The organism is Streptomyces sp. NBC_00454 (assembly GCF_041434015.1).
Taxonomy (GTDB): Bacteria; Actinomycetota; Actinomycetes; order Streptomycetales; family Streptomycetaceae; genus Streptomyces.
On sequence record NZ_CP107907.1, the window covers coordinates 2,047,293 to 2,070,472 of the forward strand.

The following is a 23,180-nucleotide window of genomic DNA, read 5'->3' on the forward strand; positions in this document are numbered from 1 at the left end:
CGCCGTCAAGAATGCGGGGAGACGTCACCCGGAGGACCTCCGGGCCGGTGTCCGCACTCTTGATTTCTGAGGTGTTTCGGGGTGGGCCGATCGTGCGCCGTGTGGCGCCGGCCCGGGGAAAGGGTCGAGGAGAACCAGGTGACCACGTATGACGACCGAGCGAGCCTCGCGGATCTGACGAGCACGGCGCAGCGGGTGCGGGATTCGATCGAGAGCGTGATCGAGGGCAAGCCCGAAGTGGTCCGACTCGCGCTGACCGTGCTGCTCGCCGAGGGTCACCTGCTCATCGAGGACGTTCCCGGCGTGGGCAAGACCATGCTGGCCAAGGCGCTCGCCAAGTCCATCGACTGCTCGGTGCAGCGCATCCAGTTCACGCCGGACCTGCTGCCCTCCGACATCACCGGCGTCAGCATCTACGACCAGCAGCGCCGCGAGTTCGAGTTCAAGCCGGGCGCGATCTTCGCGCAGATCGTCATCGGCGACGAGATCAACCGCGCCTCCCCCAAGACGCAGTCCGCGCTCCTGGAGTCGATGGAGGAGCGCCAGGTCACCATCGACGGCACCACGTACACGCTGCCGACCCCGTTCATGGTCGTCGCCACCCAGAACCCGGTGGAGATGGAGGGCACCTACCCCCTCCCCGAGGCCCAGCGCGACCGGTTCATGGCCCGCGTCTCCGTCGGCTACCCCAGCCACGAGGCCGAACTGCGGATGCTCGACGTGCACGGCGGGCTCTCCCCGCTCGACGACCTGACGGCCGTCGCGCACGCCCACGACATGGTCAAGCTCATCGAGGCCGTCCGCGAGGTGTACGTCGCCGAGCCCGTCCGCGGCTACGTCGTCGACCTGGTCAGCGCCACCCGCAGCCACCCTGACCTGCGCCTGGGCGCCTCGCCCCGCGCCACCCTGCACCTGCTGCGCGCCGTGAAGGCCTCCGCCGCCCTGGCCGGCCGGGACTACGTCCTGCCCGACGACGTCCAGGCCCTGGCGGGCCCGGTCCTCGCGCACCGGCTGCTGCCCACCGCGCAGGCCCAGCTGAGCCGGCGCACCGCCGAGCAGGTCGTCGCCGACATCCTCCAGCGCACCCCCGTACCGGCCGCGCACGCGCGCGGCGAGATCCCGCCCGGCGCGGGCATCCGGGGCTTCTGATGAGCGCCGGTGCCCCGCACGCCGGTGGCGGCCGGGGCCCGGAGGACGGTGGCGGGCTGCGCGCTTCGCTGGCCGGGCTGACCACCCGGGGCCGGTCCTTCCTGGCCGCCGGGATCGCCGCCGCGCTGTGCGCGTACCTCCTGGGCCAGTCCGAGCTGCTCCGGGTCGGGCTGCTGCTCGCCGTGCTGCCGCTGATCTGCGTCCTCGCCCTGCACCGCACCCGCTACCGGGTCTCCGGCAGCCGCCGGCTGAGCCCGATGCGGGTGCCCGCAGGCACCGAGGCCCGGGTGCAGCTGCGTCTGGACAACACCTCCCGGATGCCGACCGGCCTGCTGATGCTCCAGGACCGGGTGCCCTACGTGCTCGGGCCCCGGCCCCGCTTCGTCCTGGACCGGGTGGAGCCGGGCGGCCACCGCGAGGTGTCCTACCGGGTCCGCTCCGACCTGCGCGGCCGCTATCCGCTCGGCCCCCTCCAGCTGCGCCTGTCCGACCCCTTCGGGCTGGTCGAGCTGACCCGCTCCTTCTCCGCCTACGACACCCTCACGGTGATACCGCGCACCGAAGCGCTGCCCGCGGTCCGCCTCACCGGCGAGTCCTCGGGCTACGGCGACGGCAGCCGCCGCTCGCTGGCCCTGGCCGGCGAGGACGACGTGATCCCGCGCGGCTACCGGCGCGGCGACGACCTGCGCCGGGTGCACTGGCGCTCCACCGCCCGCTACGGGGAGCTGATGGTGCGCCGCGAGGAGCAGCCGCAGCGCAGCCGGGCCACCGTCCTGCTGGACACCCGGCGCCTGGCCTACGAGGGCGCCGGGCCCGACTCGGCCTTCGAATGGGCCGTCTCCGGTACCGCGTCGGCGCTCGTGCACCTGCTGGAGCAGGGCTACGCCGTGCGGCTGCTGACCGACACCGGGGACTGCGTGCCCCGCGAGGGCGGCGGCTTCACCTCCGGCGGCCAGGAGTCCGCGGAGGCGGCCGGCCTGATGATGGACACCCTCGCGGTGGTCGGCCACTCCGACGGCGCCGGTCTCTCCCGGGCCTACGACGCGGTCCGGGGCAGCGGCACCGGTGGCGGTGGCGGTTTCGGCGGAGCGGGGGGCGACGGGCTCCTCATCGCCTTCTTCGGAGACCTGGACGACGTACAAACGGAACTGGCGGCCAAGATGTGCCGGCGCAGCGGAGGGGCCGTGGCGTTCGTCCTGGACTCCGCTGACTGGTCCGGGAGGCCGCCGGGGCTCTCCGCGGTGATGTCGCGGGGGCTGCCTCCGCTCGACGAGCGCCTGGGCCGGCTGCGCGACGCGGGCTGGACGGCGCTGGCCGCCCCGCCCGGGGTGGCCTTCGGGGAACTGTGGCGGCTGGCCGGGAACGCGCAGGCCGGAAGCACGGGTTCGGCGGGGGGCTGGGGATGAGCGGGCGGGCGAGACTGACGGTCTTCGCGGCACTGGCGACGCTGTTCACGGCGTGGTCGCTGAACCCGCTGGTGGAGACGGGGAGCTGGCTGCCCCAGGCGGCGGTCCTGCTGGTGCTGCAGAGCGCGGTGGGCGCCGGGGCGCGGCGGGTGCCGCTGGCCCGGTCGCTGACCGTGGGGGCGCAGCTCCTCGTATCGCTGCTGGCGCTCATGCTGCTCTTCGGCGGCAAGGGCCGGTCCGGGGCCGGCGACGGGGTGCTGTCCTACCTGGTGTCGGACTTCGGCGCGCTGTTCGCCCAGGGCGTGCGGGACGTGAACGAGTTCGCGATCCCGGCGCCGCTGACGGACGGGATCCGGCTGCTGCTGGTGACCGGGGTGCTGGTCATCGGGCTCCTGGTGGACCTGCTGGCGGTGACACTGCGGATGGCCGCGGCAGCCGGGCTCCCGCTGCTCGCCCTGTACTCGGTGGCGGCGGGCCTCTCCGGCACGGTCTCCGGCTCCGGCGGCGCCTCCTGGTTCGCGTTCCTGCTGGCGGGCTGCGGCTACCTGTTGCTGCTGCTGTCCGAGGGCCGCGACCGGCTCGCGCAGTGGGGCCGGGTCTTCGGCGCGGCCCCGCGCGGGCGGGTGTCGGCCGGCGTCTCCGGCGGCGGCCGGGCCGTGGCCCCGGTGCGCACCGGGCGGCGGATCGGCGCGGTCGCGCTGGGCCTGGCGCTGGTGGTGCCGGCGCTGCTGCCCGCGATGGGTGGCGGACTGCTGGGCACGGGCGGCGGGGGTGACGGCGACGGGACCGGCATCGGCCCGTCGATCCAGGCGGTCAATCCGCTGGTCTCGCTGCAGAGCAGCCTCAACGCCCAGGACAACCGGGTGGTGCTGAAGTACCGCACCGACAATCCGCAGCTGAGCGAGCAGTACCTGCGGATCCTGGCGCTGGACGAGTTCAACGGGGTCAAGTGGGAAGCCTCCGGGCGGCCCCTGACGGACGTGCCGGAGCGGCTGCCGAACCCGCCCGGGGTGAGCGGCGAGATCCTCAACGGCGCGGCCGAGGTGCGCACCAGCGTCTCTTCGGCGCAGACGTACGCGCAGCGCTACCTGCCGATGCCCTATCCGGCGATGCAGGTGGACATCGGCGGGAAGTGGCGGTTCGAGCCGGTCGGGCGCACGCTCGTCGGCGACCAGCTGGGCAAGGACCGGTTCCAGAACGCCCAGGGCGCGCAGTACACCGTGCGGAGCCTGCTGCTGAAGCCGACGGCGGAGCAGTTGCAGAAGGCGCCGGCGCCGAACGAGGCGATCCGGGCCGAGTACACGAAGGTGCCGGACAATCTGCCGTCGGTGGTCGCCGACACGGCCCGGCAGGTCACGAAGGGCGCGAAGGACGACTACTCGCGCGCGGTGAAGCTCCAGGACTACTTCGCGGTGAGCGGCGGGTTCCGCTACGACACGAAGGTGTCCTCCGGTACGGGTTCGCAGGCCATCGTGAAGTTCCTCTCCGACAAGGAGGGCTTCTGCGTCCACTTCGCCTTCTCGATGGCTTCGATGGCGCGCACGCTGGGGATCCCGGCGCGGGTCGCGGTCGGTTTCACGCCCGGGGAGAAGCAGTCGGACGGCAGTGTCAACGTCTCGATGCGGGACGCCCACGCCTGGCCGGAGCTGTACTTCGAGGGCGTGGGCTGGACCCGCTTCGAGCCGACTCCGCGGTCGGGCATCACGGTGCCGGACTACAGCCGGACCGAGGCCCCGGAGTCCCGGCCGACGGCGCCGACCGCGGCCCCGTCCGCCAGTTCGGCGCAGCCCTCGGCCGGGCCCTCCGAGACCGAGGACTGCCCGCCGGAAGCGAAGAAGCTGGGCGAGTGCGGGGCGGCCGCGGCCGCCCCGGGCGCGGGCTCGGGCCAAGGCCCGTCCGTGGGCACCGTCCTGGCCTGGACGGCCGGCGCGGTGGCCCTGCTGGCCCTGCCCTTCCTGCCGTTCCTGTGGCGCAGGCGGCTGCGGTCGCGGCGGCTGGACTCGGGCGACGTGCTGTCCGCGTGGCGGGAGCTGGGCGACTCGGCGTGGGACGTCGGGATCGACCCGGACGAGGCGCTGTCCCCGCGGGGTGCGGCGGACCGGGTGGTGACGCTGGGCCGGCTGGATCCGAAGGCCGCCGAGGCGGTGCGGCGGGTGTCGGCTGCGGTGGAGCGTGCGCTGTACGCCCCGCCGGGCGCGGAACCCTCGTACGAGGGCCTGGCCCCCGACGTCCTGCTGGCGCGGACCGCCCTGCTGGCCCGGGTGTCCCGCGCCACCCGGCTGCGGGCCCTGTTCCTGCCGCGCTCTTCGGCCCGGCTGCGCTGGGCGGCGACGGCCCGGCGCGCGGCCCTGGCCGCCGAGGTCTCGGCCGCCCTGTCCCGGGCGAGGGCCCGGATCCCGCTACGGGGGCGGGGCTGAGGCCCTGTAGGCACGAAAAACGGCCGACGCCGGGGCTCGATCCCCCCGAGCCCCGGCGCAGCCGTCTTGTTTCCCCCCGGCCAGAGAGACCCGGTCCCCACCTGCCGCCCCGTGTCGGCGGTGCGGGCCGGGTCCCTGTCCGTTGCCCCCAGTCTGGCGTCCGCGCAGGTCTGGGCCAATCCGCGCAGGTACTCATTTCCGCGTCTAGGTACGGATACTCAGGCGCCCCACCAGTTCTACGCGGACCGACCGCCCCCGCGGCACCGCCGATCGGGGGTCACCCGTACGGCCCGCGGGTCGCGGCGGGCGGTCCGCGTCAGCGGTTTCCGCTGACCCGGCCCCGCAGCAGCAGCGACAGCGCCGAGTGGACGTCGTCCAGCGAGCGCTCGCTCTGGAAGGACTGCCAGTCCAGCGCCGCCACCAGCACCATTCCGACCAGTGCGGCGGCGGTCAGCGGCACGTCGATCTCCGCGCTCAGTTCGCCGCGTTCCACGCCCTCGCGCAGCACCGTCTCGACGACGGCGACCGCCTCCCGCCGGACCACCATCAGGGTGGACTGCCAGGTCCGGTTGGTCCGCCACAGTTCGGCCACGTAGAGCTGGGTGAAGGCCGGGTAGCGGTCGATGAAGACCAGACCGGCCCGGATCATCTCGTCGAGGGCCTCGACCCGGGTCCCGCCCCGGGCCTCGGTGGACTCCGCGGCCGTCCGCAGGGATGCGGTGAGCAGCCCGACCCCGTGCCGCAGCAGCTCCTCGAAGAGGTCGTTCTTGCTGGCGAAGTTGTAGTAGACGGTGCCCTTCGCGACGCCCGCCCGCTCCGCGATCTCGTCGACGGTGGTCGCGGAGAAGCCCTGCTCCGCGATGAGTGTCACGGCCGCTTCGTAGAGCTTCTGCCGTGTGGCCTGGCGGCGGCCGCCGCCCGCGGCCGTACCGGTGCTGCTGCTTTCCATGTGGCTGATTCTCACAGGTCGACCCGTCCTCACCGGCTACAGGCTCAGTTCCGGATGCAGCCGGTCCATCGTCCACACCTGCTTGCCGCGTGCGGCGAGCGCGGTGAGGGCGAGGGCGCCCGCGGTGAAGGCGGCGAGGACGGCGCAGCCCTGCCAGACCGGGGCGAGGTCGCCGCCGGTGATCAGGCGGCGCAGGCTCTCCACGATGTACGACATCGGCAGGTAGGGGTGGATGGCGTTGAAGAAGCCGGGGCTGGTCTGGACGGGGTAGGTGCCGCCCGCCGAGGTCAGCTGGAGCATCAGGAAGGCGAGGACCAGGATGCGTCCGGCGGCCCCGAACTTGGCGTTGAGCCACTGGACGATCGCGGCGAAGCAGCCGGTGACCAGCATCAGGAAGGCGATCGTGAGCGCCGGCCGGGCCATCTGGAGGCCGAGTCCCCAGTGGAGTACGGACATCAGTGCGGCCACCTGCGCCACGCCGAGCCCGGCCACGGGCAGCCAGCCGGCGAAGGCGATCCGCCAGGGCGAGGCGCCGGCGGCCAGGGCCCGCCGGTTGAGCGGGGCGATCAGCATGTAGGCGACCATCGCGCCGACCCAGAGGGAGAGCGGGATGAAGTAGGGGGCGAAGCCGGTGCCGTAGTTGGGCGCCTTGTGCAGGGACTGGTTGGCGAGCTGCACCGGGTCGGCCATGACCCGGGTGCGGGCGTCGCGCTGCTGCTGGTCGTAGTCGGGGATCTGGTCCACGCCGTCGTGCAGGCCGCCGGCGAGTTCGCCGTTGCCGTCCACGAGCTTGACCAGGCCGCCGTCGAGGCTGTGCGCCCCGTCGCCGAGCTTGCCGACGCCCTCGCCGATGGCGCCGGAGCCGTCGGTGGCGGAGCCGAGGCCGGTGTGCAGCTTGGCCATGCCGGTGGCGACCTTGTGGGCGCCGGTGTTGAGGGCGTCGACCTGGGCCACGGCGGCATCGAGGTCGGAGGAGAGGACCGGGGCCTTGGCGGCGAGGGCGCGGGCCTTGTTCTCCAGGTCGGTGAGCTGCCCCCGCAGGGTGGCGAGGTCTCCGTTGGAGTCCTTGACCAGGGTGTTGACGTCGCCCGCGAGTTCGGCGCCTTCGGCGGCGTCCTCCTTGAGCCTCTTCAACTGCGGGCAGGTGGCGGGCACCGGCGGGGCGGCTTTGGTGCAGGTCTTCTCGTAGACGTCGGCCGCGCCGGTGGAGACGCGCTGGGTGACGGTGGCGGCGCCCGGGGCCGCCTTGGCGAAGGTGTCGAGGTGGTTCTTGACGACCTTGGCGGTGTCGGCGACGAGTTCGGCGCTGTCCGCGAGCTGCTTGGGGTCCTTGAGGAAGGGGCGGGCCTGGTCGGCGACGCCGCCGACCTTGTCGGCGAGCCGCTGGGTGCCAGCCGCGATGTCCTTGGTCCCGGTCTCCAGCTGTCCGGCGGCGCCGTTCAGCTTCTTCAGGCCGCCGGTGAGCTCGCCGTTCTTCTCCTTGGCCGTGTCCAGGCCGTCGGCGAGGTCCTTGGCTCCCTGCTGGGCCTTGCCGGCCCCGTCGGTGAGCTTGTCGGCGCCGTTCGCGGCTTCGGCGGTCTTGTCGTGGATGTCGGAGAAGCTGACGAAGATCTTGTCGAGGAATCCGCGGGAGGCGTTGGTGGACGCGGCCGAGCGGACCTCGGAGAAGACGGTGCGCGAGATCGAACCGACGATGTAGTTGTTGGCGTCGTTGGTGCGGACCTGGAGGGCTCCGGTGGCGGGGTCGGCGCCGGAGCTGGAGGCGATCTTCGAGCTGAAGTCGGCGGGCATGGTGAGGGAGAGGTAGTACGTACCGTTCTCCAGGCCCTTGGCCGCCTCCTCGGCGCTCACTTCGCGCCAGTCGAAGGTCTTGCTGGCGTGCAGTTTGCGGGTGATCTCGTCACCGGCGTCGATGCGCTTGCCGTCCACGGTGGCGCCCTGGTCGGCGTTGACGAGGGCGACGGGCACCTTGTCGAGGCGGCTGTACGGGTCCCAGAAGGACCACAGGTACAGCGCCCCGTAGAGCAGCGGCAGCAGGAGCAGCGCGACGAGTGCGGCCCGGGGCAGCTTCCCCCGCCCGAACCGCTTCAGCTCAAGCGCGGCCAGCTTCGGCGAGCGCATCGTCGTCCCCCTTCGTGTCGGTCTTCGTGTCGGTCTTCGTGTCGGTGCCGGGCTCGGCGCCGGTCTCGGTGCCGGTCTCGTTGGTGGTCTCCGTGACGGTGTCTGCGGGGACACCCCAGGTGACCTTGGAACCGGTGGGCCGGGGCAGGACCGGCCGTTCCTCGGCGGGCTCCTCGGCGGACTCCGCTTCCGGCTCCTCGCCGACGGTCCGCAGGATCAGCGCGTCGGCCGGAGCCTGGCTGCACACCGCGAGGACGGTGGTGCCGCGGGCGGTGATCGAGCGGAGCAGCTCCCAGGCCTCGGCGCGCTCGGTGTCCGAGAGCTTGAGGTCGAGGTCGTCCAGGGCCAGCAGGCGCGGCGCGCCCAGCAGGGCGATGGCGACCGACAGCCGTACGGATTCCAGCCGTTCCAGATCGCGTACGGAGGTGCGCGGGCCCTTGGGGAGGGTCGCGAGGTCCAGTCCGGCGGCGGCCAGCGCGGCTTCGATCCGGGCCGCGGTGGAGGTGCGGCGCTCGCCGCGCGGGCGGAGCAGGGAGCGCAGGGGGCCGTCGTAGCGGCGCTGGAGCAGGGCGCCCTCGCGCAGCTGCTCGGCGACGGTGAGGGCCTGGTCCAGGTCGTTGACCCCGGGTACCGGGCCGAGGGCGGCGATGCGGCGGACCGCGGCCATCTTCTTCGGCAGCCGGTGGCGGCCGATCTCGGCGTGCCCCTCGGTGGGCTTCATACGGCCGGTGAGCGCGAGGAGCAGGCAGGTCCGCCCGCTGCCGGAGGGGCCTTCGACCGCGATGAGCGAGCCGGGCGCCGCGTCGATCCCGACGCCCCGGAACACCCAGCCGCGCGGGCCCTTGAGTCCGAAGTCCTCGGCTTTGACGGCCGCTCCGTGCGGGCTGTCCACGCCGGTCCCCCTTCTTTTGAACTGACCAGTCAGTTCAAAAACTAGCATCCCCGGCGGCACGGGGTGCGCAGCGGGGGGCAGTTGCCCCTCCGCATCTCCGCCCGAGAAGGCAAAACCGCAGGTCAGCGCGATTGTCAGTGGGGGCCGCCACGATGGGTGGACGCAACGACATGGAGTACCGCACGCACGCAACGACAGGAGGTTCGTCATGGCCACACCGTCCCCGTCCCCTGTTGTCCACCCCCTCCCCCGGAAGCCGGCGCCGCCTTCCCCCGCGGTCCCGCCGCGGGGAGACCCTGCCGCCGCCCTCGATCTGCTCGTCAAGGCCCGCGCGGGCCTGGCCGAAGCCGCCCGGCTGACCCGGCCCAACGAGCGGTACGCCACCGCCCACCTCGCGGCCCTGCGCGCGGCCGCGGCCGTGCTCGCCGCGCGCGGACGGCCCGCGCCGGCCAATCCGCGGCGCCGGCCCCGGATCCGCAGCGCGTGGGAGGTCCTTCCGGAGATAGCGCCCGAACTGACCGAGTGGAGCGCGCTCTTCGCCTCCGGCGCGGCCCGCCGGGCCCGGGCCGAGGCCGGGATAGCGGGCGCGGCCACCGGCCGGGACGCGGACGATCTGGTGCGTGCCGTCGAGATGTTCCTGCGCCTGGTGGAGCGGATGCTCCCGCTGCGGCAGCCGGTGGGGCGGGCCTCGCCGAACGACCCGCCGCAGCAGCTGCCGCAGCCACGGGCGGAGCGTCCGGACGCGGGATGACCTGCCCGGCATCCGGAGGCCATAGGGTGGGCACGGAGCGCTCACCCTCCCCCAGCCACCGCTGGGACGTGCCCCCTACGCCGAGGAGCCATCAGCCGTGTCGGACACTTCCCGCCCCCGCGCCTCCCTCCGCACCGCCGTGGTGTGGGAGGTCCTCAAGGAGGCGCTCGACCGCCGGGTGAAGGCGACCGGGCGGGATGTGCTGGACGTGCTCGACACGGGTGGCGGCACCGGAAACTTCGCCGTCCCGGTGGCCCGCCTCGGCCACCGGGTCACCGTGGTCGACCCCAGCCCGAACGCGCTGTTCGGGCTGGAGCGCCGGGTCGCCGAAGCCGGCGTGGCCGACCTGGTCCGCGGTGTGCAGGGCGATGCGCAGGGCCTGCTCGACGTCGTGGAGCGCGACGCCTACGACGTGGTGATCTGCCACGGCGTGCTGGAGTACGTGGACGACCCGGCCGAGGGCGTGGCCAACACCGTGGCCGCCCTGCGCCCCGGCGGCATCCTCAGCCTGCTCGGCGCCGGACTCGGCGGGGCCGTCCTGGCCCGCGCCCTGGCCGGGCACTTCACGGAGGCCCGTAACGCCCTCGACGACCCGGCCGGCCGCTGGGGCTCGGGCGACCCGGTACCGCGCCGCTTCACCGCCGAGCAGCTCGCCGCGCTGGTCGGCGACGCCGGCCTGACGGTCGGCTCGGTGCACGGCGTCCGGGTCTTCGCCGACCTGGTCCCGGGCGTCCTGGTGGACACCGAACCGGGCGCCGTCGAGGCCCTGCTGCGCCTGGAGGAGGCCGCCGCCGAGCTGCCCGCCTTCCACGCGATCGCCACGCAGCTGCACGTGCTCGGCGAGAAGCCCGCCTGATCTGCGAACCTTCCGAAGCACGCGGTGCGTCACTCACCCTCCGAATCGATGGTGTGACCCGTATGATCGGGGTCAGTGACCGGCATGCCGAGCGGACCTCTGGGGAATAACGCCCTCAGAGCCGCTCGCAGGGCGGTACGGCTTGGCGCGACGCATGCTTGAGACAGGACTGAGCTTCCCCCGGAAAGGTAGTTTTTTCGGGCAGTGTTTTTTTAGGCAGTGTTTTTTAGAACGCGGCGTAGAGGGCGGGTATCACGGGGGCGGTTCCCCGCCTATCCTGAAGGGGACCCCTGGTCGCTGCCCCCCGCGACCGACGGATGAGGAGGACTCCCGTGCCGCTCTCGGAGCACGAGCAGCGAATGCTCGAGCAGATGGAGCGAGCGCTGTACGCCGAAGATCCCAAATTCGCTACAGCGCTTGAGGGAAGCGGACTGCGCACGTACACCCGGCGACGGGTCTACCAGGCAGTCGCAGGCATCGTGGTGGGTGTCGCGCTCCTTATGACCGGTGTGATCGTGCCGAACGTGCTTTGGATCAGTGTGGTGGGATTCCTCGTCATGCTGGGCTGTACGGTCCTCGTGGTCACCGGTTGGCGCAAGGCACCCAAGCCTGGTGAGCAGCCCGCCTCCGGTAGTGCAGGCGGTTCGGCCCAAGGCCAGAACCGGCAGCGTCGGTCGATGATGACCCGTATCGAGGACCGGTGGCAGCGCCGCCGTGACGATCAGGGGCAGTGAGCCCCACAGACTCGGGTGAGGGGACGGGTGCCGGAAGGCGCCCGTCCCCTCTCTGGTCCATGATGAGCCGATGAGTGTGCTCCCCCTGGTCTTCACCAGCGGCTGGGCCAGCGGGATCAACGCGTACGCCGTGGTCCTGCTGCTCGGCATCTTCGGCGCGACCGGCCTGACCGACGAGGTCCCCGCCTCCCTGCAGCGCACCGACGTGCTGATCGTGGCCGCGGTGCTGTTCCTCTGCGAGGCCGTGGCCGACAAGATCCCTTATGTGGACTCGGTCTGGGACACGGTGCACACCGTGATCCGCCCGGTGTCCGGGGCCGTGGTCGGTGCGCTGCTGGCCGGGCAGAGCGGTTCGCTCTCCGACATCGCCGCCGGTGCGGTCGGCGGCTCCACCGCGCTGGCCAGCCATTTCGTCAAGGCCGGCACCCGGATGGCGATCAACACCTCGCCGGAGCCGTTCAGCAACATCGTCATGAGCACCGCCGAGGACCTCGGCGTGGGCGGCATCGTCACCTTCGCCATGTTCAACCCGCAGGCCGCCGCGGTCATCTGCGCCGTCCTGCTGATCATCGGGCTCGCCCTGCTGATCTACCTCTGGGCCAAGATCCGCCGCTTCCGGCGCCGCCGCGCCCAGCGCCGCGAGGAGAAGAGACTCGCCTCCGAAGTGGCCCGGGTCGCTCGATAGGCTCTGCGCCATGGCACGAATTGCGGTGATCGGCGCCGGGATGGGCGCGATGGCGACGGCGGCCCGGCTGGCCGTGGCGGGGCACCGGGTGACGGTGTACGAGCGCTCGGCGACCTACGGCGGCGCCGTCGGACGGTACGAGCGGGACGGCTTCGCCTTCGACACCGGCCCTGGACTGCTGCACCTGCCCGCCGTCTACCGCGACCTCTTCGTCAAGACCGGCAAGCGCCCCCTGGAGGAGTGCGCCGAACTGGTCCAGCTCGACCCGGCCGTCCGCCACGTCCTGGCGGACGGCCGCACGGTCACCCTCCCGGGCGGCTCGCACGGCGGCGCCGCCGCCGTCCTCGACGAGGCCTTCGGGCCGGGCGCCGGGGACCGCTGGAGCGCGGTCCTGGGCCGCGCCCGGGACGCCTGGGACGCCACCCGCCGCCCCCTGCTGGAAGAGCCGCTGCGCCCCGACTGGGAGGTCCTGGGCCACGACCCGTACCCCGCGCTGCGCGGCAGCGGGCTGCTGCGCCGCCGCCCGCCGACCCTGGCCGAGGTCGCCGCGCGCGAGCTCGGCGGCGACGGCCCCGGCGATCTGCTGGCCGCGCGCGTGCGCTCGTACGGGATCGATCCGGCCACCGCGCCCGCCTCGGCGGCGGTGCTGCCCTACATGGAGCAGACCTTCGGCAGCTGGTACGTGCGCGGCGGGATGCGGGAGCTGGCCACCGCCGTGTACGAGCGGTGCCTGGAGCGGAAGGTGGCCTTCGAGTTCGGCGCCGCAGTGCGGGAAGTCCTGGTCCGGGAGGGCCGGGCGGCCGGCCTGCTGCTGGCCGACGGATCCTCGGTGGAGGCCGACCACGTGGTCTGCGGGGTGGACCCGCGGCTGCTGGGCGTGGAGTCCGCACCGGGGGCCGTCCCGACCCGGGGCGACGGGGTGGCGAGCCGCCACACGCTCTTCCTCGCCCTGCGCGGGCCCCGCACCGGCGATGCCGTGCACCGGACCCTGGTCCACTCCCCCGGCGCGCTCGTGACCGTACTGCGCCCCGACGATCCCGCCACCCGGCCGGACGCGGACCACGAGGCCGTCACCGTGAGCACGGTGTGCGCGCCGGGGGCCGGAGCGGACCCGCGGGACCTGCTGGACCTGGCCGCGCGGACGGTCCCGGACCTGCACGAGCGGCTGCTGTGGCAGCGGGCGCAGAGCCCGGCCGACGTGGAGGCGGCCACGGGCGCCGCGGGCGGCTCGGTGCCCCCGCCGGCCCTCGCGGGAGCCGGCGGCCGCGGGCTCTACCCCGCCAACTCGACGACGCTGCCCGGGCTGTACCTGGCCGGCGGCTGGGCCCATCCCGGCGGCGGGCTGGCGCACGCCGGGATGACGGGGGCCCTGGTCGCCGGACTGATCGTGGAGGGCGCGGAGTTCCGCGGCTCGCGGTAGGAGCGCGGCCGGCGGTCGGCGGCCGGGGTCAGTAGCGGTACTGGTCGTACTCGCCCGTGCCCTGGTACGGGTACTGCGGCTGCTCCTGCGCCGGGTAGGGCTGGGCTCCCGCCCCGTCGGTGGACCGCTGCTGCGGGACCCAGACCCCGCCGGGCGGGGTGTCCATGGAGTACTGCTGCTGCGCGGCCGCGTACGGGTCGGGGGTGTAGTCCGGGTAGCCGGTGTAGCCGCCGGACTGGGGGTACTCGTACGGCTGCTGCGGGGCCACGGCGCCGCCGGTGCCGATGTACGGGTCCGAGTAGGCGGCGTAGACCTGCGGCTCGCCGGGGGCCGGGTAGCCGGTGGTGTAGTCGTAACCGCCCTGGCCCTGCGGGTCGTAGTACGCCGCGTACTGGTGGGCGTCCTGCTCCGGCGCCGCGAACGGCGAGGCGAAGGAGGCGGTCTCGAAGCTCTGGATCCCGTACGAGCCGGTCTCCTCGGGCACCGGCTGCGCGGCGTAGAACTGGGCGTCGGCCCCGTCCGCGGACCGGGCTGCGGAAGCCGTCTCCTCGAAGCGGCCGGAATCCACGGCATCGGCATCGCCGTCCGCGTCCGCGTCGAACCCGGACTCGGGCCCGTACTCCAGGGCCGTCACCTGGAGCGCCGGTTCCGGGCGCGCTCCGCCCGCAGCGCGGCGGCGCCGGTTCGTCTGCGGGGCGGCGGCGGGCGCCTTGCCCCGGCGCAGCGCCCAGCCGGCCACGAAGCCCTTGCGGAAGGAGAGGGTCACCAGCGTCTGGCCGACGGCGAACGCACCCGCACCGGCGGCGATGACGACCACCGACGGCAGTGCGACGCCCGCCACGACGGCGAGGAAGCCGGCGAAGGCGAGCAGGCGCCAGCGCAGCCGGGCCTTGTACTGCATCAGGACCTCGGCAAGCAGCCACAACGCGACGAAACCGAACGCGATGTAGAGGACCGTCATTCCCATGCATGGGCCCCTCTCGGTGCGGACGACCGCCCAGGAATCGGGGGCCGGCCGATCAGGCCCGCTGGTGCAGGCCCAGGTTCTCGTAGATTTCGAGAGTCGCCGTGGAATTGTTCAGCGTGATGAAGTGCAGCCCCGGGACACCCTCGGACAGCAGCCGCGCGCAGAACTCCGTGGCGAACTCGATGCCAATGGAGCGTACAGCGGCCGGATCGTCCTTGACGGCGAGCATGCGCTCTTTCACGGCCGCGGGGAAGACTGCGTTGCTGAGTTGCGGGAGCCGGTCGAGCTGCTTGATGCCCACAACAGGCATGCACTCGGGGATGATCGGGGTGTCGCAGCCCGCCTTCTCGACGCTGTCGCGCAGCCGCAGATAGTGCTCCGGATCGAAGAACATCTGGGTGATCGCATAGTCGGCGCCCGCGCGGCACTTGTCCACGAAGTGCCGGATGTCCGTGTCCCAGTCCGCCGAGCGCGGGTGCATCTCGGGGAAGGCCGCGACGCCGACGCAGAAGTCGCCGGACTCCTTGAGCAGCCGGACCAGGTCGGCCGCGTAGTGCACGCCCTCGGGGTGCGCGACCCACTCGCCCATCGGGTCGCCCGGCGGGTCCCCGCGCAGGGCGAGCATGTTGCGGATGCCGGCGTCGGCGAACTGGCCGATGACGTTGCGCAGCTCGGCGATCGAGTGGTCGACCGCGGTGAGGTGCGCGACGGGGGTCAGCGTGGTGTCCGCGGCGATCTGCTCGGTGGCCCGTACGGTGCCGCCGCGGGTGGAGCCGCCGGCTCCGTAGGTGACGGAGACGAAGCTCGGGGCGACCGCCTCGACCCGGCGCAGCGCGTTCCAGAGGTTGCGCTCGCCCTTCTCGCTCTTTGGTGCCCAGAACTCGAAGGAGTACGAGCGCCCGGACGCGAGGAGGTCTCGGACCGTATGTGCGCGATCCGACCAGGTGGAAGAGGTACCAAGGGCCATATGGGGAGGTTAGACGGGGTCCGGTGGACGCCGAAGCGGTGTCCACGGACTGGACGCGAAAATGAGACAGCCGATCGGGTGACGGGGGCTGCCGGGGGCCGTCGGGGCGGACGGCCGGGCGGGCGGGCTGGCTGGCTGGCTGGCTGCCGGGATCCGCTAGCCGAGCCGGGCGCGGACCCGCTTGGCGAGGTCTGCGGCGGCGGCGCCGGGGTCGGAGGCCTCGGTGAGGGCCCGGACGACCACGACGCGGGAGGCTCCGGCGTCGAGCACCTCGTCCAGGTTGGACGCGTCGATCCCGCCGATGGCGAACCACGGCCGGTCCTGGGCGAGCGAGGCCGCGTGGCGGACCAGGTCGAGGCCGGGGGCGTGGCGGCCGGGTTTGGTGGGGGTGGGCCAGCAGGGGCCGGTGCAGAAGTAGTCCACGCCGGGCTCGGCGGCGGCCGCGTCCACCTCGGCCTCGGAGTGGCAGGAGCGTCCGATGAGGACCTCGCCGCCGAGGATGGCTCGGGCGGCGGGCACCGGGATGTCGCCCTGGCCCAGGTGCAGCACGTCGGTGCCGATGGCGTGCGCGACGTCGGCGCGGTCGTTGACGGAGAGCAGCTTGCCGTGGCGGCGGGCCGCGTCGGCGAAGACCTGGAGGTGCTCCAGCTCCTCGGCCGCCTCCATGCCCTTGTCGCGGAGCTGGACGATGTCCACACCCCCGGCGAGGACGGCGTCGAGGAACTCGGGGAGGTCGCCCTGCCGCCGGCGGGCGTCCGTGCACAGGTAGAGCCGGGCATCGGACAGCTGGGCGGCGATGGCGGACATGGGTACCCCCGGGGTGGTGTCTCGTACGTACGCGGTGTGCGGGCCCCGGGTCGGGGCCCGCACACCGCGGGTGGCATTGCGCTGCGCTGCGCGTACTGCGATGTCAGGTCGTGCGGGATCGGGTCAGAGGGCGAGCGCCTGAGCGCGGCGCTTCACCTCCGTGCCGCGATTCTCGCTCAGCGCCTGCACGGGGGTGCCGGGCAGGCTGTCGTCTGCGGTGAACAGCCACTCCAGGATCTCCGCGTCGGTGAAGCGGTCGTCGCGGAGCACGGTCAGCAGGCCGACGAGGCCCTTGACGATCTTGTCCCCGTCGATGAAGGCCGCGGGGACCTGGAGGGAACGGTTCTCGCCGCGGCGCACCGCGAGCAGCTGACCTTCCTTGACCAGCTGGCGAACCTTGGTCACTTCGATGTCGAGCATCTCCGCGATGTCGGGGAGGTACAGCCAGGCGGGGACAAGGGCATCGATCTTTGCGTCAATCTCGGTCACGGACACAAGCCTGCCATCTCGGACTGACTGCCGGTACCCGAGCGGCCCCGTCCGGGGCCCGCCCCGGCTCCCACCGGGCCCCCGCTCGACCCCCGCCGGGCCCCCGCCCTGGTTCCCCACCCGGCTCTCCGACCGGTCAGGCCACCGCCGATTTCAGCGCGACCGCCGGGTCTGCGACCTTGGCCGGGTCCACGGCCGCGCCCGACTCGATCAGGCGCCGGCCCTGGGCCAGGTCGCGCGGGCGGCCCACCGCGAGGACCGCGGCCAGGCTGCCCTCCCGCAGCCAGCACACCGACCAGGTGTCGGCCGCCGGGTCTCCGCGCCACAGCATCGTGTCGGAGTCCCCGTGGTGGCCCGCGTACTGGACGAAGCGGCCGAACTGCTCCGACCAGAAGTACGGGACCGGGTCGTAGGGCTGGTCCCCGGAGCCGGCGGCCACGATGTCCGCGGCCACCGCCCGCGGCCCCTGCAGGGCGTTGTCCCAGTGGTGCACCAGCAGCCGTGCCCCGTAGCGCCCGGACGGGAACGAGGCGCAGTCCCCCACCGCGTACACCCCGGGCAGGGAGGTGCGCAGGTGCTCGTCGGCGACGACCGCGCCGTCGGGGCCCAGCTCGATCCCCGACCCGGCCAGCCAGCCCGTGGCCGGGCGGGCCCCGATGCCGACGACCACCGCGCCCGCCTCCAGCGAGCGCCCGTCCGCCAGCAGCACCCGGCCCGCCTCGACCGAGGCCACCCGGGCGCCGGTCAGCAGCTCGGCGCCCGCCTGCGCGTACCAGCGCCCCATGGGCTCGGCGACCTCGGCCGGCAGCGCGCCCGCCAGGACCCGGTCGGCCGCCTCGACCACGGTCACCGCGCAGCCCGCCTCGCGGGCCGCCGTGGCGAACTCCGCGCCGATCCAGCCCGCACCGACGACCACCACCGCCGACCCGGAGGCCAGCACGGGCCGCAGCCGGGCCGCGTCGTCCAGGGTGCGCAGCAGGTGCACGCCCGGGATCCCCTCGGCGCCGGGCAGGGTCAGCGGCTGGGCTCCGGTGGCCAGCACGAGGACCTCGTAGGGGACCGGGCCGGTCCCGGTGTCCACCTCGTGGTCGGCGGCCCGCACCGCGGTGACCTCGACGCCGAGCCGGAGCTCGATGCCGAGGCCCTCGAAGTCGACGTCGAAGGCCGAGTCCTCGGCTTTGCCGAGGAGCACCGCCTTGGAGAGCGGGGGCCGGTCGTAGGGCTGGTGGGGTTCGGCTCCCAGGAGGGTGACGGGGCCGGTCCAGCCCTGTTCCCGGAGGGCCACCGCGGTCTGGACCCCGGCCATTCCGGCGCCGACGATGACGACGCCGGGCCCGGTGTGTTCGCTGTGTTCCGTCTGCTCGCTCACCCGGCCCACCCTAATCATCTGACGGTCCGTCAGGAATAGGGGGCCGGGTTCGACTGCGCCCGGCCCGGGCAGCCGGCTGCGCCCGGCTCGGGGAGGCAGCCTTACCCGGCCGTCGGGCTCGGCGCTACTCTGGCCACCGAACCTATCGCGGGAGTCCGGGCGCACCGGGCTGAGAGGGAGGCTGGCCGGCCTCCGACCGTCCGAACCTGATCCGGGTCATGCCGGCGAAGGGAGGGGCTGGACGCCCATGCACTCAAACGTGCACTCATCCAGGAAGAGCCGGAGTTCCGGCTACGACGTCCTCGTCATCGGGGGCGGCATCATCGGCCTGGTCACCGCCTGGCGGGCGGCCCGGCTCGGACTGCGCACCGCGCTGGCCGACCCGGCGCCCGGCGGCGGCGCGGCACAGGTCGCGGCGGGCATGCTCGCCGCCGTCACCGAGCTGCACTACGGCGAGGAGACCCTGCTCGGGCTGAACCTCGCCTCCGCCGCCCGCTACCCGCAGTTCGCCGACGAACTCACCGAAGCCAGCGGCGGCCTGGACATCGGCTACCGCGCCTGCGGCACCCTCGCCGTCGCCCTCGACGCCGACGACCGCCTCCACCTGCGGGAACTGCACGCCCTCCAGCGCCGCTGCGGCCTGGACTCGCAGTGGCTGACCGGCCGCGAGTGCCGCCGCCTGGAGCCGATGCTGGCCCCCGGCGTACGCGGCGGCCTGCGCGTGGACGGCGACCACCAGGTCGACCCCCGCCGGCTCGCGGCGGCGCTGCTCGCCGCCTGCGAACGCGCCGGAGTCGACTTCCACCGGGCGGCCGCATCCCGACTGCTGACCGGCGCCGACCGGGCCACCGGCGCGGTGCTCGACGACGCCGCGGCCACGGAGCTGCTCGCCGACCAGGTGGTCCTGGCGGCGGGCTCGCTCAGCGGCCGCCTCGACGGCGTACCGCCCGGGGTCGTGGCCCCCGTACGGCCCGTGAAGGGGCAGGTGCTCCGGCTCAAGGTGCCACCTGCGTACGCGCCGTTCCTCTCCCGGACCGTACGGGCCGTCGTGCGCGGCAGCCACGTCTACCTGGTGCCGCGCGAGAACGGCGAACTGGTCATCGGCGCCACCAGCGAGGAACTCGGCTGGGACACCACCGTCACCGCGGGCGGGGTCTACGAGCTCCTGCGCGACGCCCACGAGCTGGTCCCCGGCATCACGGAACTCCCCCTCGTGGAGACCCTGGCCGGCCTGCGCCCCGGCTCCCCGGACAACGCCCCGCTCCTGGGCCCGACCGACCTCCCGGGCCTGCACCTGGCCACCGGGCACTACCGCAACGGGGTCCTGCTGACCCCACTGACCGGGGACGTCATGGCGGAGCTGCTGACCACCGGCGAACTGCCGGAGATCGCACGCCCCTTCACCCCGCGCCGCTTCGCCCTCACACGACAGGAGTCGTACGCATGACCCACTCCGTATCCGTCTCCGTCAACGGCGAACCGCGCGAGATCGCGGCCGGCACCGTGCTCGCCACGGTCGTCGCCACCCTCACCCAGGCCACCAAGGGGGTCGCGGCGGCCCTCAACGAGACGGTGGTCCCGCGCGGCCAGTGGCTCCACACCCGCGTGGAAGACGGCGACCGCGTCGAAATCCTCACCGCGGTCCAGGGAGGCTGACCGAAATGACCGACAACACGCCGGACGACATCTTCACCCTGGGCGGCCGGAGCTTCTCCTCCCGCCTGATCATGGGCACGGGCGGCGCCCCGAGCCTGGACATCCTGGAACGCGCCCTGGTCGCCTCCGGCACGGAACTCACCACGGTCGCCATGCGACGCCTGGACCCCACGGTCCAGGGCTCGGTCCTCTCGGTCCTGACCAAACTCAAGATCGACGTACTCCCCAACACGGCGGGCTGCTTCACCGCGGGCGAGGCCGTCCTAACGGCCCGACTGGCACGCGAGGCCCTGGGCACGGACTGGATCAAGCTGGAGGTCGTAGCGGACGAACGCACCCTCCTGCCCGACGGCGTGGAACTCCTCGACGCCGCCGAAATCCTGGTCGACGAAGGCTTCACGGTCCTGCCCTACACCAACGACGACCCGGTCCTCGCCCGCAAACTGGAGGACGTGGGCTGCGCGGCGATCATGCCCCTGGGCTCTCCGATCGGCTCCGGCATGGGCATCCGCAACCCGCACAACTTCGAGCTGATGATCGAGCGGGCCGGGGTCCCGGTCATCCTGGACGCGGGGGCCGGCACGGCCTCGGACGCGGCCCTGGCGATGGAACTGGGCTGCGCGGCGGTCATGCTCGCCTCGGCGGTCACCAGGGCCCAACTCCCCGTCCTGATGGCCGCGGCCATGCGCGACGCGGTCTCGGCGGGCCGCCTGGCCCACCGCGCGGGCCGCATCCCCCAACGCCGCTTCGCGGAACCCTCCTCCCCCACGGAGGGCCGAGCCACCCTGGACCCGGAACGCCCGGCGTTCTAGGGGGGCCGTACGGGCGGCTACGCGGGCAAATTACCGGTTGGTACGGTGGCGTCCGCAGTAAGTGGGAATGCCAAGGGGGACGAGTGAAAAACCGAAGCGCACGCACCAGCGCAGGCCTCCTGTTCGCACGCTGCGCGGCCGCTTTCGCGGCAGCGTCCGCGGTGAGCTGGCTACTGGCGGGCCTCATCCCCCCGGCAGCCTCCTCCATGGAGGCCTGGACGAACCGTGGCACCAGGGCCTTCCTCGCCTCAATCCTCAGAGGAATCGCGATCGGATCCGGGATGGCCGCGTCCAGCCTCCTCATCCTCGCCCTGATCGTCACGGCGCTGACCGCCGCCCGCCGCTGGTACCGCACCATCCGCCGCCCGAGCATCGCGACCTGAGCCCCACCCAACGGTCGGTCGCCGAGCTACGAGGAGCCACGTAACGACCTGATGCGCCTGTCGCTCCCCGAGGGGTCGCAGTCGGGTCTCGGCGGAGGCCTGCCCGTGCCCCGGAGCGGGGCCGGGCATTTGGCGATCGGCCCGTCCTTGGAATCTCTGGTCCGGCCCGTTCCTTCGGGGGTTTCCCGGTGGTCTTCGTTTTTCCGTGGCGGGGCGGTCTGTCAAGGGTGAAATCGCGAAGCGACGCGACCGCAGGGAGCGCCCTTGACAGGCCGTCCCGCCACGGAAGGACGAAGAGACTGCCGGGAAACCCCCGACTCCGCCGCGCATGGCCCCGTACCCCCACCTCACCGTCACAGATCCGCTCCAACCCCCGGGGACCCGGGACGGCGCCCCACCCACCCCTCGTAGAATCACCGGGTGGACACGACCCTGGATGACCCCCTCGTCGGGCAGACGCTCGACGGCCGCTACCGCGTGGACGCCCGTATCGCGGCCGGCGGCATGGCCACGGTCTACCGGGCCGTCGACACCCGCCTGGACCGGATCCTCGCGCTGAAGGTGATGCATCCGGCGCTCGCCGCCGACGGTGCCTTCGTCGACCGGTTCATCCGCGAGGCCAAGTCCGTCGCCCGCCTCGCCCACCCCAACGTCGTGGCCGTCTTCGACCAGGGCACGGACGGCCGGTACACGTACCTCGCCATGGAGTACGTCTCCGGCTGCACCCTGCGCGACGTGCTGCGCGAGCGGGGCGCGCTCCAGCCCCGCGTGGCCCTGGACATCCTCGAGCCGGTCCTCGCCGCCCTCGGTGCCGCGCACCGCGCCGGGTTCGTGCACCGCGACATGAAGCCCGAGAACGTGCTGATCGGCGACGACGGCCGCGTGAAGGTGGCCGACTTCGGGCTGGTGCGGTCCGTGGACTCCGTCACCCACACCACCGGGTCCGTCCTCGGCACCGTCTCCTACCTCGCCCCCGAGCAGATCGAGAACGGGGTCACCGACACCCGCGTGGACGTCTACGCCTGCGGCATCGTGCTCTACGAGATGCTCACCGGCTCCAAGCCGCACGCCGGGGACAGCCCCGCGCAAGTCCTCTTCCGGCACCTCAACGAGGACGTGCCGCCCCCGTCGGTCGCCGTGCCCGGGCTGGCCGCCGAGCTGGACGAGCTCGTCGCGTACGCCACCGCGCGCAAGCCCGAGCTGCGTCCCCACGACGCCGCCGCGCTGCTCGGGCTGGTCCAGGGCGCCCGCGCACAGCTGGGCGACGCCGCACTGGACTCCGTACCGCCGCAGGCGCGGGCCGAGGTGCGGACCTCCACCGAGGACCGCACCAGCGTGATCGCCCGGCCCGTGGCCGACCCCGTCTCCCACACCTCCCGGCTCTCCACTTCGCCGCTGCCCGCGCCCCCGGCCCCGGGCCGGGCCGCGTCCCGGGCGTCCGCCTCGGGTCTGCGCGGCCGCGGGCCGCTGCTCGCCGTCATCGGCCTGCTGCTCTGCCTGGGCCTCGGCACCGGGGTCTGGTACATCAGCTCCGGCCAGTTCACCCAGGTCCCCAACCTGCTCGGCAAGACCGAGGCGGAGGCCCGGACCCAGCTGTCGGCGGCCGGCCTCGGGGTGAAGCGGGTCGACCGGAAGTTCAGCAGCACCTTCGACAAGGGGACGGTGATGAACACCGATCCCCCCGGCGGCAAGCGGATACGGGGCAACGGCGCGGTGGTCGTGACCATCTCGCGCGGCCCCGAGACCGTCGCGGTCCCCGATCTGAAGGGCAAGCCCCTGGAGGCGGCGAAGGCGGAGCTGACTTCCGCCGGCCTGGCGCCCGGGATCGTCACACAGGCCTTCAGCCAGGACGTCCCCCAGGGCTCGGTGATCAGCACGGACCCGGCGGCGGACGGCCCGAAGCGCGCCCTGGACACGGCAGTCGCGCTGGTGGTCAGCAAGGGCCGCCCGGTGCCGGTGCCGGGTGTCGCGGGCAAGCCGCTGGACCAGGCCCGGTCGGCCCTGGAGGGCGCGGGCCTGAAGGTGGAGACCGCTCCCGAGCAGGTCAACTCCCCCTCCCCCGCCGGTACGGTCGCCAACCAGTCGGTGGCCGCCGGTACCCAGGCCGCCGCCGGGGACACCGTCACCCTCACCGTGTCCAAGGGCCCCCGTCAGATCCCGGTGCCGGACGTCACCGGCCAGGAGGCGGACGCGGCCCGCAAGACCCTGGAGGGGCTGGGCTTCAAGGTGAAGGTCGACAAGCCCTTCCTCTCCTTCAGCAACACCGTCGACTCCCAGTCGGTACCCGCAGGCCAGAGCGCCGCCGAGGGCAGCACCATCACCATCAGGACCAAGGGGCTCTAGCTACACG

20 protein-coding genes and 1 riboswitch are annotated in these 23,180 nt (G+C 73.3%); of the genes, 12 read left to right on the top strand and 8 right to left on the bottom strand.

The genetic code is table 11. From position 1 onward, the window contains the following. Nucleotides 1-138: 138 nt before the first annotated feature. The 3 genes from OHU74_RS09515 to OHU74_RS09525 are packed head-to-tail and all read left to right on the top strand — an operon-like array spanning nt 139 to nt 4,972. Entirely contained in the window at nt 139-1,149 is a 1,011-nt protein-coding gene (locus OHU74_RS09515) for a MoxR family ATPase (RefSeq protein ID WP_330295982.1), read from the top strand. After that, the gene (locus tag OHU74_RS09520) at nt 1,149-2,555 is read left to right on the top strand and encodes a DUF58 domain-containing protein (RefSeq protein WP_371615483.1); all 1,407 of its coding nucleotides are present in this window, start codon (nt 1,149-1,151) and stop codon (nt 2,553-2,555) included. The genes OHU74_RS09515 and OHU74_RS09520 overlap by 1 nt, the downstream gene beginning before the upstream one ends. Further along, complete coding sequence (locus tag OHU74_RS09525; protein ID WP_371615484.1) at nt 2,552-4,972, top strand: transglutaminaseTgpA domain-containing protein; 2,421 nt, start codon at nt 2,552-2,554, stop codon at nt 4,970-4,972. Before OHU74_RS09520 ends, OHU74_RS09525 begins: the two co-directional genes overlap by 4 nt. A 316-nt stretch (nt 4,973-5,288) precedes the next feature. Here OHU74_RS09525 and OHU74_RS09530 read toward each other — a convergent pair whose 3' ends face one another. From OHU74_RS09530 to OHU74_RS09540, 3 genes are read right to left on the bottom strand one after another with little or no spacing between them, the layout of a single operon-like run. Beyond that, entirely contained in the window at nt 5,289-5,921 is a 633-nt protein-coding gene (locus tag OHU74_RS09530; RefSeq protein ID WP_371615485.1) for a TetR/AcrR family transcriptional regulator, read from the bottom strand. Between the two features lie 36 nt (nt 5,922-5,957). Continuing rightward, nucleotides 5,958-8,042 (bottom strand): YhgE/Pip family protein, encoded by a 2,085-nt coding sequence (locus OHU74_RS09535; RefSeq protein ID WP_371615486.1) that lies wholly within the window; start codon nt 8,040-8,042, stop codon nt 5,958-5,960. Then, the gene (locus OHU74_RS09540) at nt 8,014-8,934 is read right to left on the bottom strand and encodes an ATP-binding cassette domain-containing protein (protein ID WP_371615487.1); all 921 of its coding nucleotides are present in this window, start codon (nt 8,932-8,934) and stop codon (nt 8,014-8,016) included. The genes OHU74_RS09535 and OHU74_RS09540 overlap by 29 nt, the downstream gene beginning before the upstream one ends. Nucleotides 8,935-9,142: 208 nt before the next feature. On the opposite strand from OHU74_RS09540, the gene OHU74_RS09545 reads away from it, so the two are divergent. From OHU74_RS09545 to OHU74_RS09565, 5 genes are all read left to right on the top strand, one after another. Then, nucleotides 9,143-9,685: an SAV_6107 family HEPN domain-containing protein gene (locus tag OHU74_RS09545; protein WP_371615488.1), complete on the top strand. Its 543-nt coding sequence runs from the start codon at nt 9,143-9,145 to the stop codon at nt 9,683-9,685. A gap of 97 nt (nt 9,686-9,782) precedes the next feature. Continuing rightward, nucleotides 9,783-10,541 (top strand): class I SAM-dependent methyltransferase, encoded by a 759-nt coding sequence (locus OHU74_RS09550; RefSeq protein WP_371615489.1) that lies wholly within the window; start codon nt 9,783-9,785, stop codon nt 10,539-10,541. A 332-nt stretch (nt 10,542-10,873) separates the two neighbouring features. Continuing rightward, the gene (locus OHU74_RS09555; protein WP_330295990.1) at nt 10,874-11,275 is read left to right on the top strand and encodes a DUF3040 domain-containing protein; all 402 of its coding nucleotides are present in this window, start codon (nt 10,874-10,876) and stop codon (nt 11,273-11,275) included. Between the two features lie 70 nt (nt 11,276-11,345). After that, entirely contained in the window at nt 11,346-11,960 is a 615-nt protein-coding gene (locus tag OHU74_RS09560) for a DUF4126 domain-containing protein (RefSeq protein WP_371615490.1), read from the top strand. 10 nt (nt 11,961-11,970) lie between these two features. Continuing rightward, nucleotides 11,971-13,380, top strand: a complete 1,410-nt coding sequence (locus OHU74_RS09565; protein WP_371615491.1) for a phytoene desaturase family protein — start codon at nt 11,971-11,973, stop codon at nt 13,378-13,380. Nucleotides 13,381-13,408: 28 nt separating this feature from the next. Here OHU74_RS09565 and OHU74_RS09570 read toward each other — a convergent pair whose 3' ends face one another. The 5 genes from OHU74_RS09570 to OHU74_RS09590 form a co-directional block, all read right to left on the bottom strand. Continuing rightward, nucleotides 13,409-14,347, bottom strand: a complete 939-nt coding sequence (locus tag OHU74_RS09570) for a hypothetical protein (RefSeq protein WP_371615492.1) — start codon at nt 14,345-14,347, stop codon at nt 13,409-13,411. Between the two features lie 52 nt (nt 14,348-14,399). Then, nucleotides 14,400-15,314: a methylenetetrahydrofolate reductase [NAD(P)H] gene (metF, locus tag OHU74_RS09575; RefSeq protein WP_330295994.1), complete on the bottom strand. Its 915-nt coding sequence runs from the start codon at nt 15,312-15,314 to the stop codon at nt 14,400-14,402. A 156-nt stretch (nt 15,315-15,470) separates the two neighbouring features. Next, on the bottom strand, nt 15,471-16,121 hold the full coding sequence (gene thiE, locus OHU74_RS09580; RefSeq protein ID WP_330295995.1) for a thiamine phosphate synthase: 651 nt from the start codon (nt 16,119-16,121) through the stop codon (nt 15,471-15,473). Between the two features lie 123 nt (nt 16,122-16,244). After that, a complete protein-coding gene (locus tag OHU74_RS09585) occupies nt 16,245-16,610 on the bottom strand; it encodes an Rv2175c family DNA-binding protein (protein ID WP_266630041.1) in 366 nt (121 codons plus the stop codon). Nucleotides 16,611-16,746: 136 nt separating this feature from the next. After that, nucleotides 16,747-17,979: an NAD(P)/FAD-dependent oxidoreductase gene (locus tag OHU74_RS09590; RefSeq protein WP_371615493.1), complete on the bottom strand. Its 1,233-nt coding sequence runs from the start codon at nt 17,977-17,979 to the stop codon at nt 16,747-16,749. A gap of 137 nt (nt 17,980-18,116) precedes the next feature. Next, nucleotides 18,117-18,229, top strand: a riboswitch (TPP riboswitch). Here OHU74_RS09590 and thiO point away from each other — a divergent pair. From thiO to pknB, 4 genes are all read left to right on the top strand, one after another. Further along, nucleotides 18,227-19,426, top strand: coding sequence for a glycine oxidase ThiO (thiO, locus tag OHU74_RS09595; RefSeq protein WP_371615494.1), 1,200 nt, complete (start codon nt 18,227-18,229; stop codon nt 19,424-19,426). It overlaps the preceding riboswitch by 3 nt. After that, nucleotides 19,423-19,635, top strand: coding sequence for a sulfur carrier protein ThiS (gene thiS, locus OHU74_RS09600; protein WP_371615495.1), 213 nt, complete (start codon nt 19,423-19,425; stop codon nt 19,633-19,635). Before thiO ends, thiS begins: the two co-directional genes overlap by 4 nt. 5 nt (nt 19,636-19,640) lie before the next feature. Beyond that, nucleotides 19,641-20,447: a thiazole synthase gene (locus tag OHU74_RS09605; protein WP_371615496.1), complete on the top strand. Its 807-nt coding sequence runs from the start codon at nt 19,641-19,643 to the stop codon at nt 20,445-20,447. Between the two features lie 803 nt (nt 20,448-21,250). Next, on the top strand, nt 21,251-23,173 hold the full coding sequence (gene pknB / locus OHU74_RS09610) for a Stk1 family PASTA domain-containing Ser/Thr kinase (protein WP_371615497.1): 1,923 nt from the start codon (nt 21,251-21,253) through the stop codon (nt 23,171-23,173). The last annotated feature ends 7 nt before the right edge of the window (nt 23,174-23,180 follow it).

Bases quoted from the DNA above. Each gene is read 5' to 3' on its own strand.
- OHU74_RS09535 (WP_371615486.1), bottom strand. From the start codon at position 8,042: ATGCGCTCGCCGAAGCTGGCCGCGCTTGAGCTGAAGCGGTTCGGGCGG.
- OHU74_RS09545 (WP_371615488.1), top strand. From the start codon at position 9,143: ATGGCCACACCGTCCCCGTCCCCTGTTGTCCACCCCCTCCCCCGGAAG.
- OHU74_RS09570 (WP_371615492.1), bottom strand. From the start codon at position 14,347: ATGGGAATGACGGTCCTCTACATCGCGTTCGGTTTCGTCGCGTTGTGG.
- OHU74_RS09530 (WP_371615485.1), bottom strand. From the start codon at position 5,921: ATGGAAAGCAGCAGCACCGGTACGGCCGCGGGCGGCGGCCGCCGCCAG.
- OHU74_RS09525 (WP_371615484.1), top strand. From the start codon at position 2,552: ATGAGCGGGCGGGCGAGACTGACGGTCTTCGCGGCACTGGCGACGCTG.
- thiE (WP_330295995.1), bottom strand. From the start codon at position 16,121: ATGTCCGCCATCGCCGCCCAGCTGTCCGATGCCCGGCTCTACCTGTGC.
- OHU74_RS09605 (WP_371615496.1), top strand. From the start codon at position 19,641: ATGACCGACAACACGCCGGACGACATCTTCACCCTGGGCGGCCGGAGC.
- metF (WP_330295994.1), bottom strand. From the start codon at position 15,314: ATGGCCCTTGGTACCTCTTCCACCTGGTCGGATCGCGCACATACGGTC.
- thiO (WP_371615494.1), top strand. From the start codon at position 18,227: ATGCACTCAAACGTGCACTCATCCAGGAAGAGCCGGAGTTCCGGCTAC.
- OHU74_RS09565 (WP_371615491.1), top strand. From the start codon at position 11,971: ATGGCACGAATTGCGGTGATCGGCGCCGGGATGGGCGCGATGGCGACG.
- OHU74_RS09520 (WP_371615483.1), top strand. From the start codon at position 1,149: ATGAGCGCCGGTGCCCCGCACGCCGGTGGCGGCCGGGGCCCGGAGGAC.
- OHU74_RS09560 (WP_371615490.1), top strand. From the start codon at position 11,346: ATGAGTGTGCTCCCCCTGGTCTTCACCAGCGGCTGGGCCAGCGGGATC.
- thiS (WP_371615495.1), top strand. From the start codon at position 19,423: ATGACCCACTCCGTATCCGTCTCCGTCAACGGCGAACCGCGCGAGATC.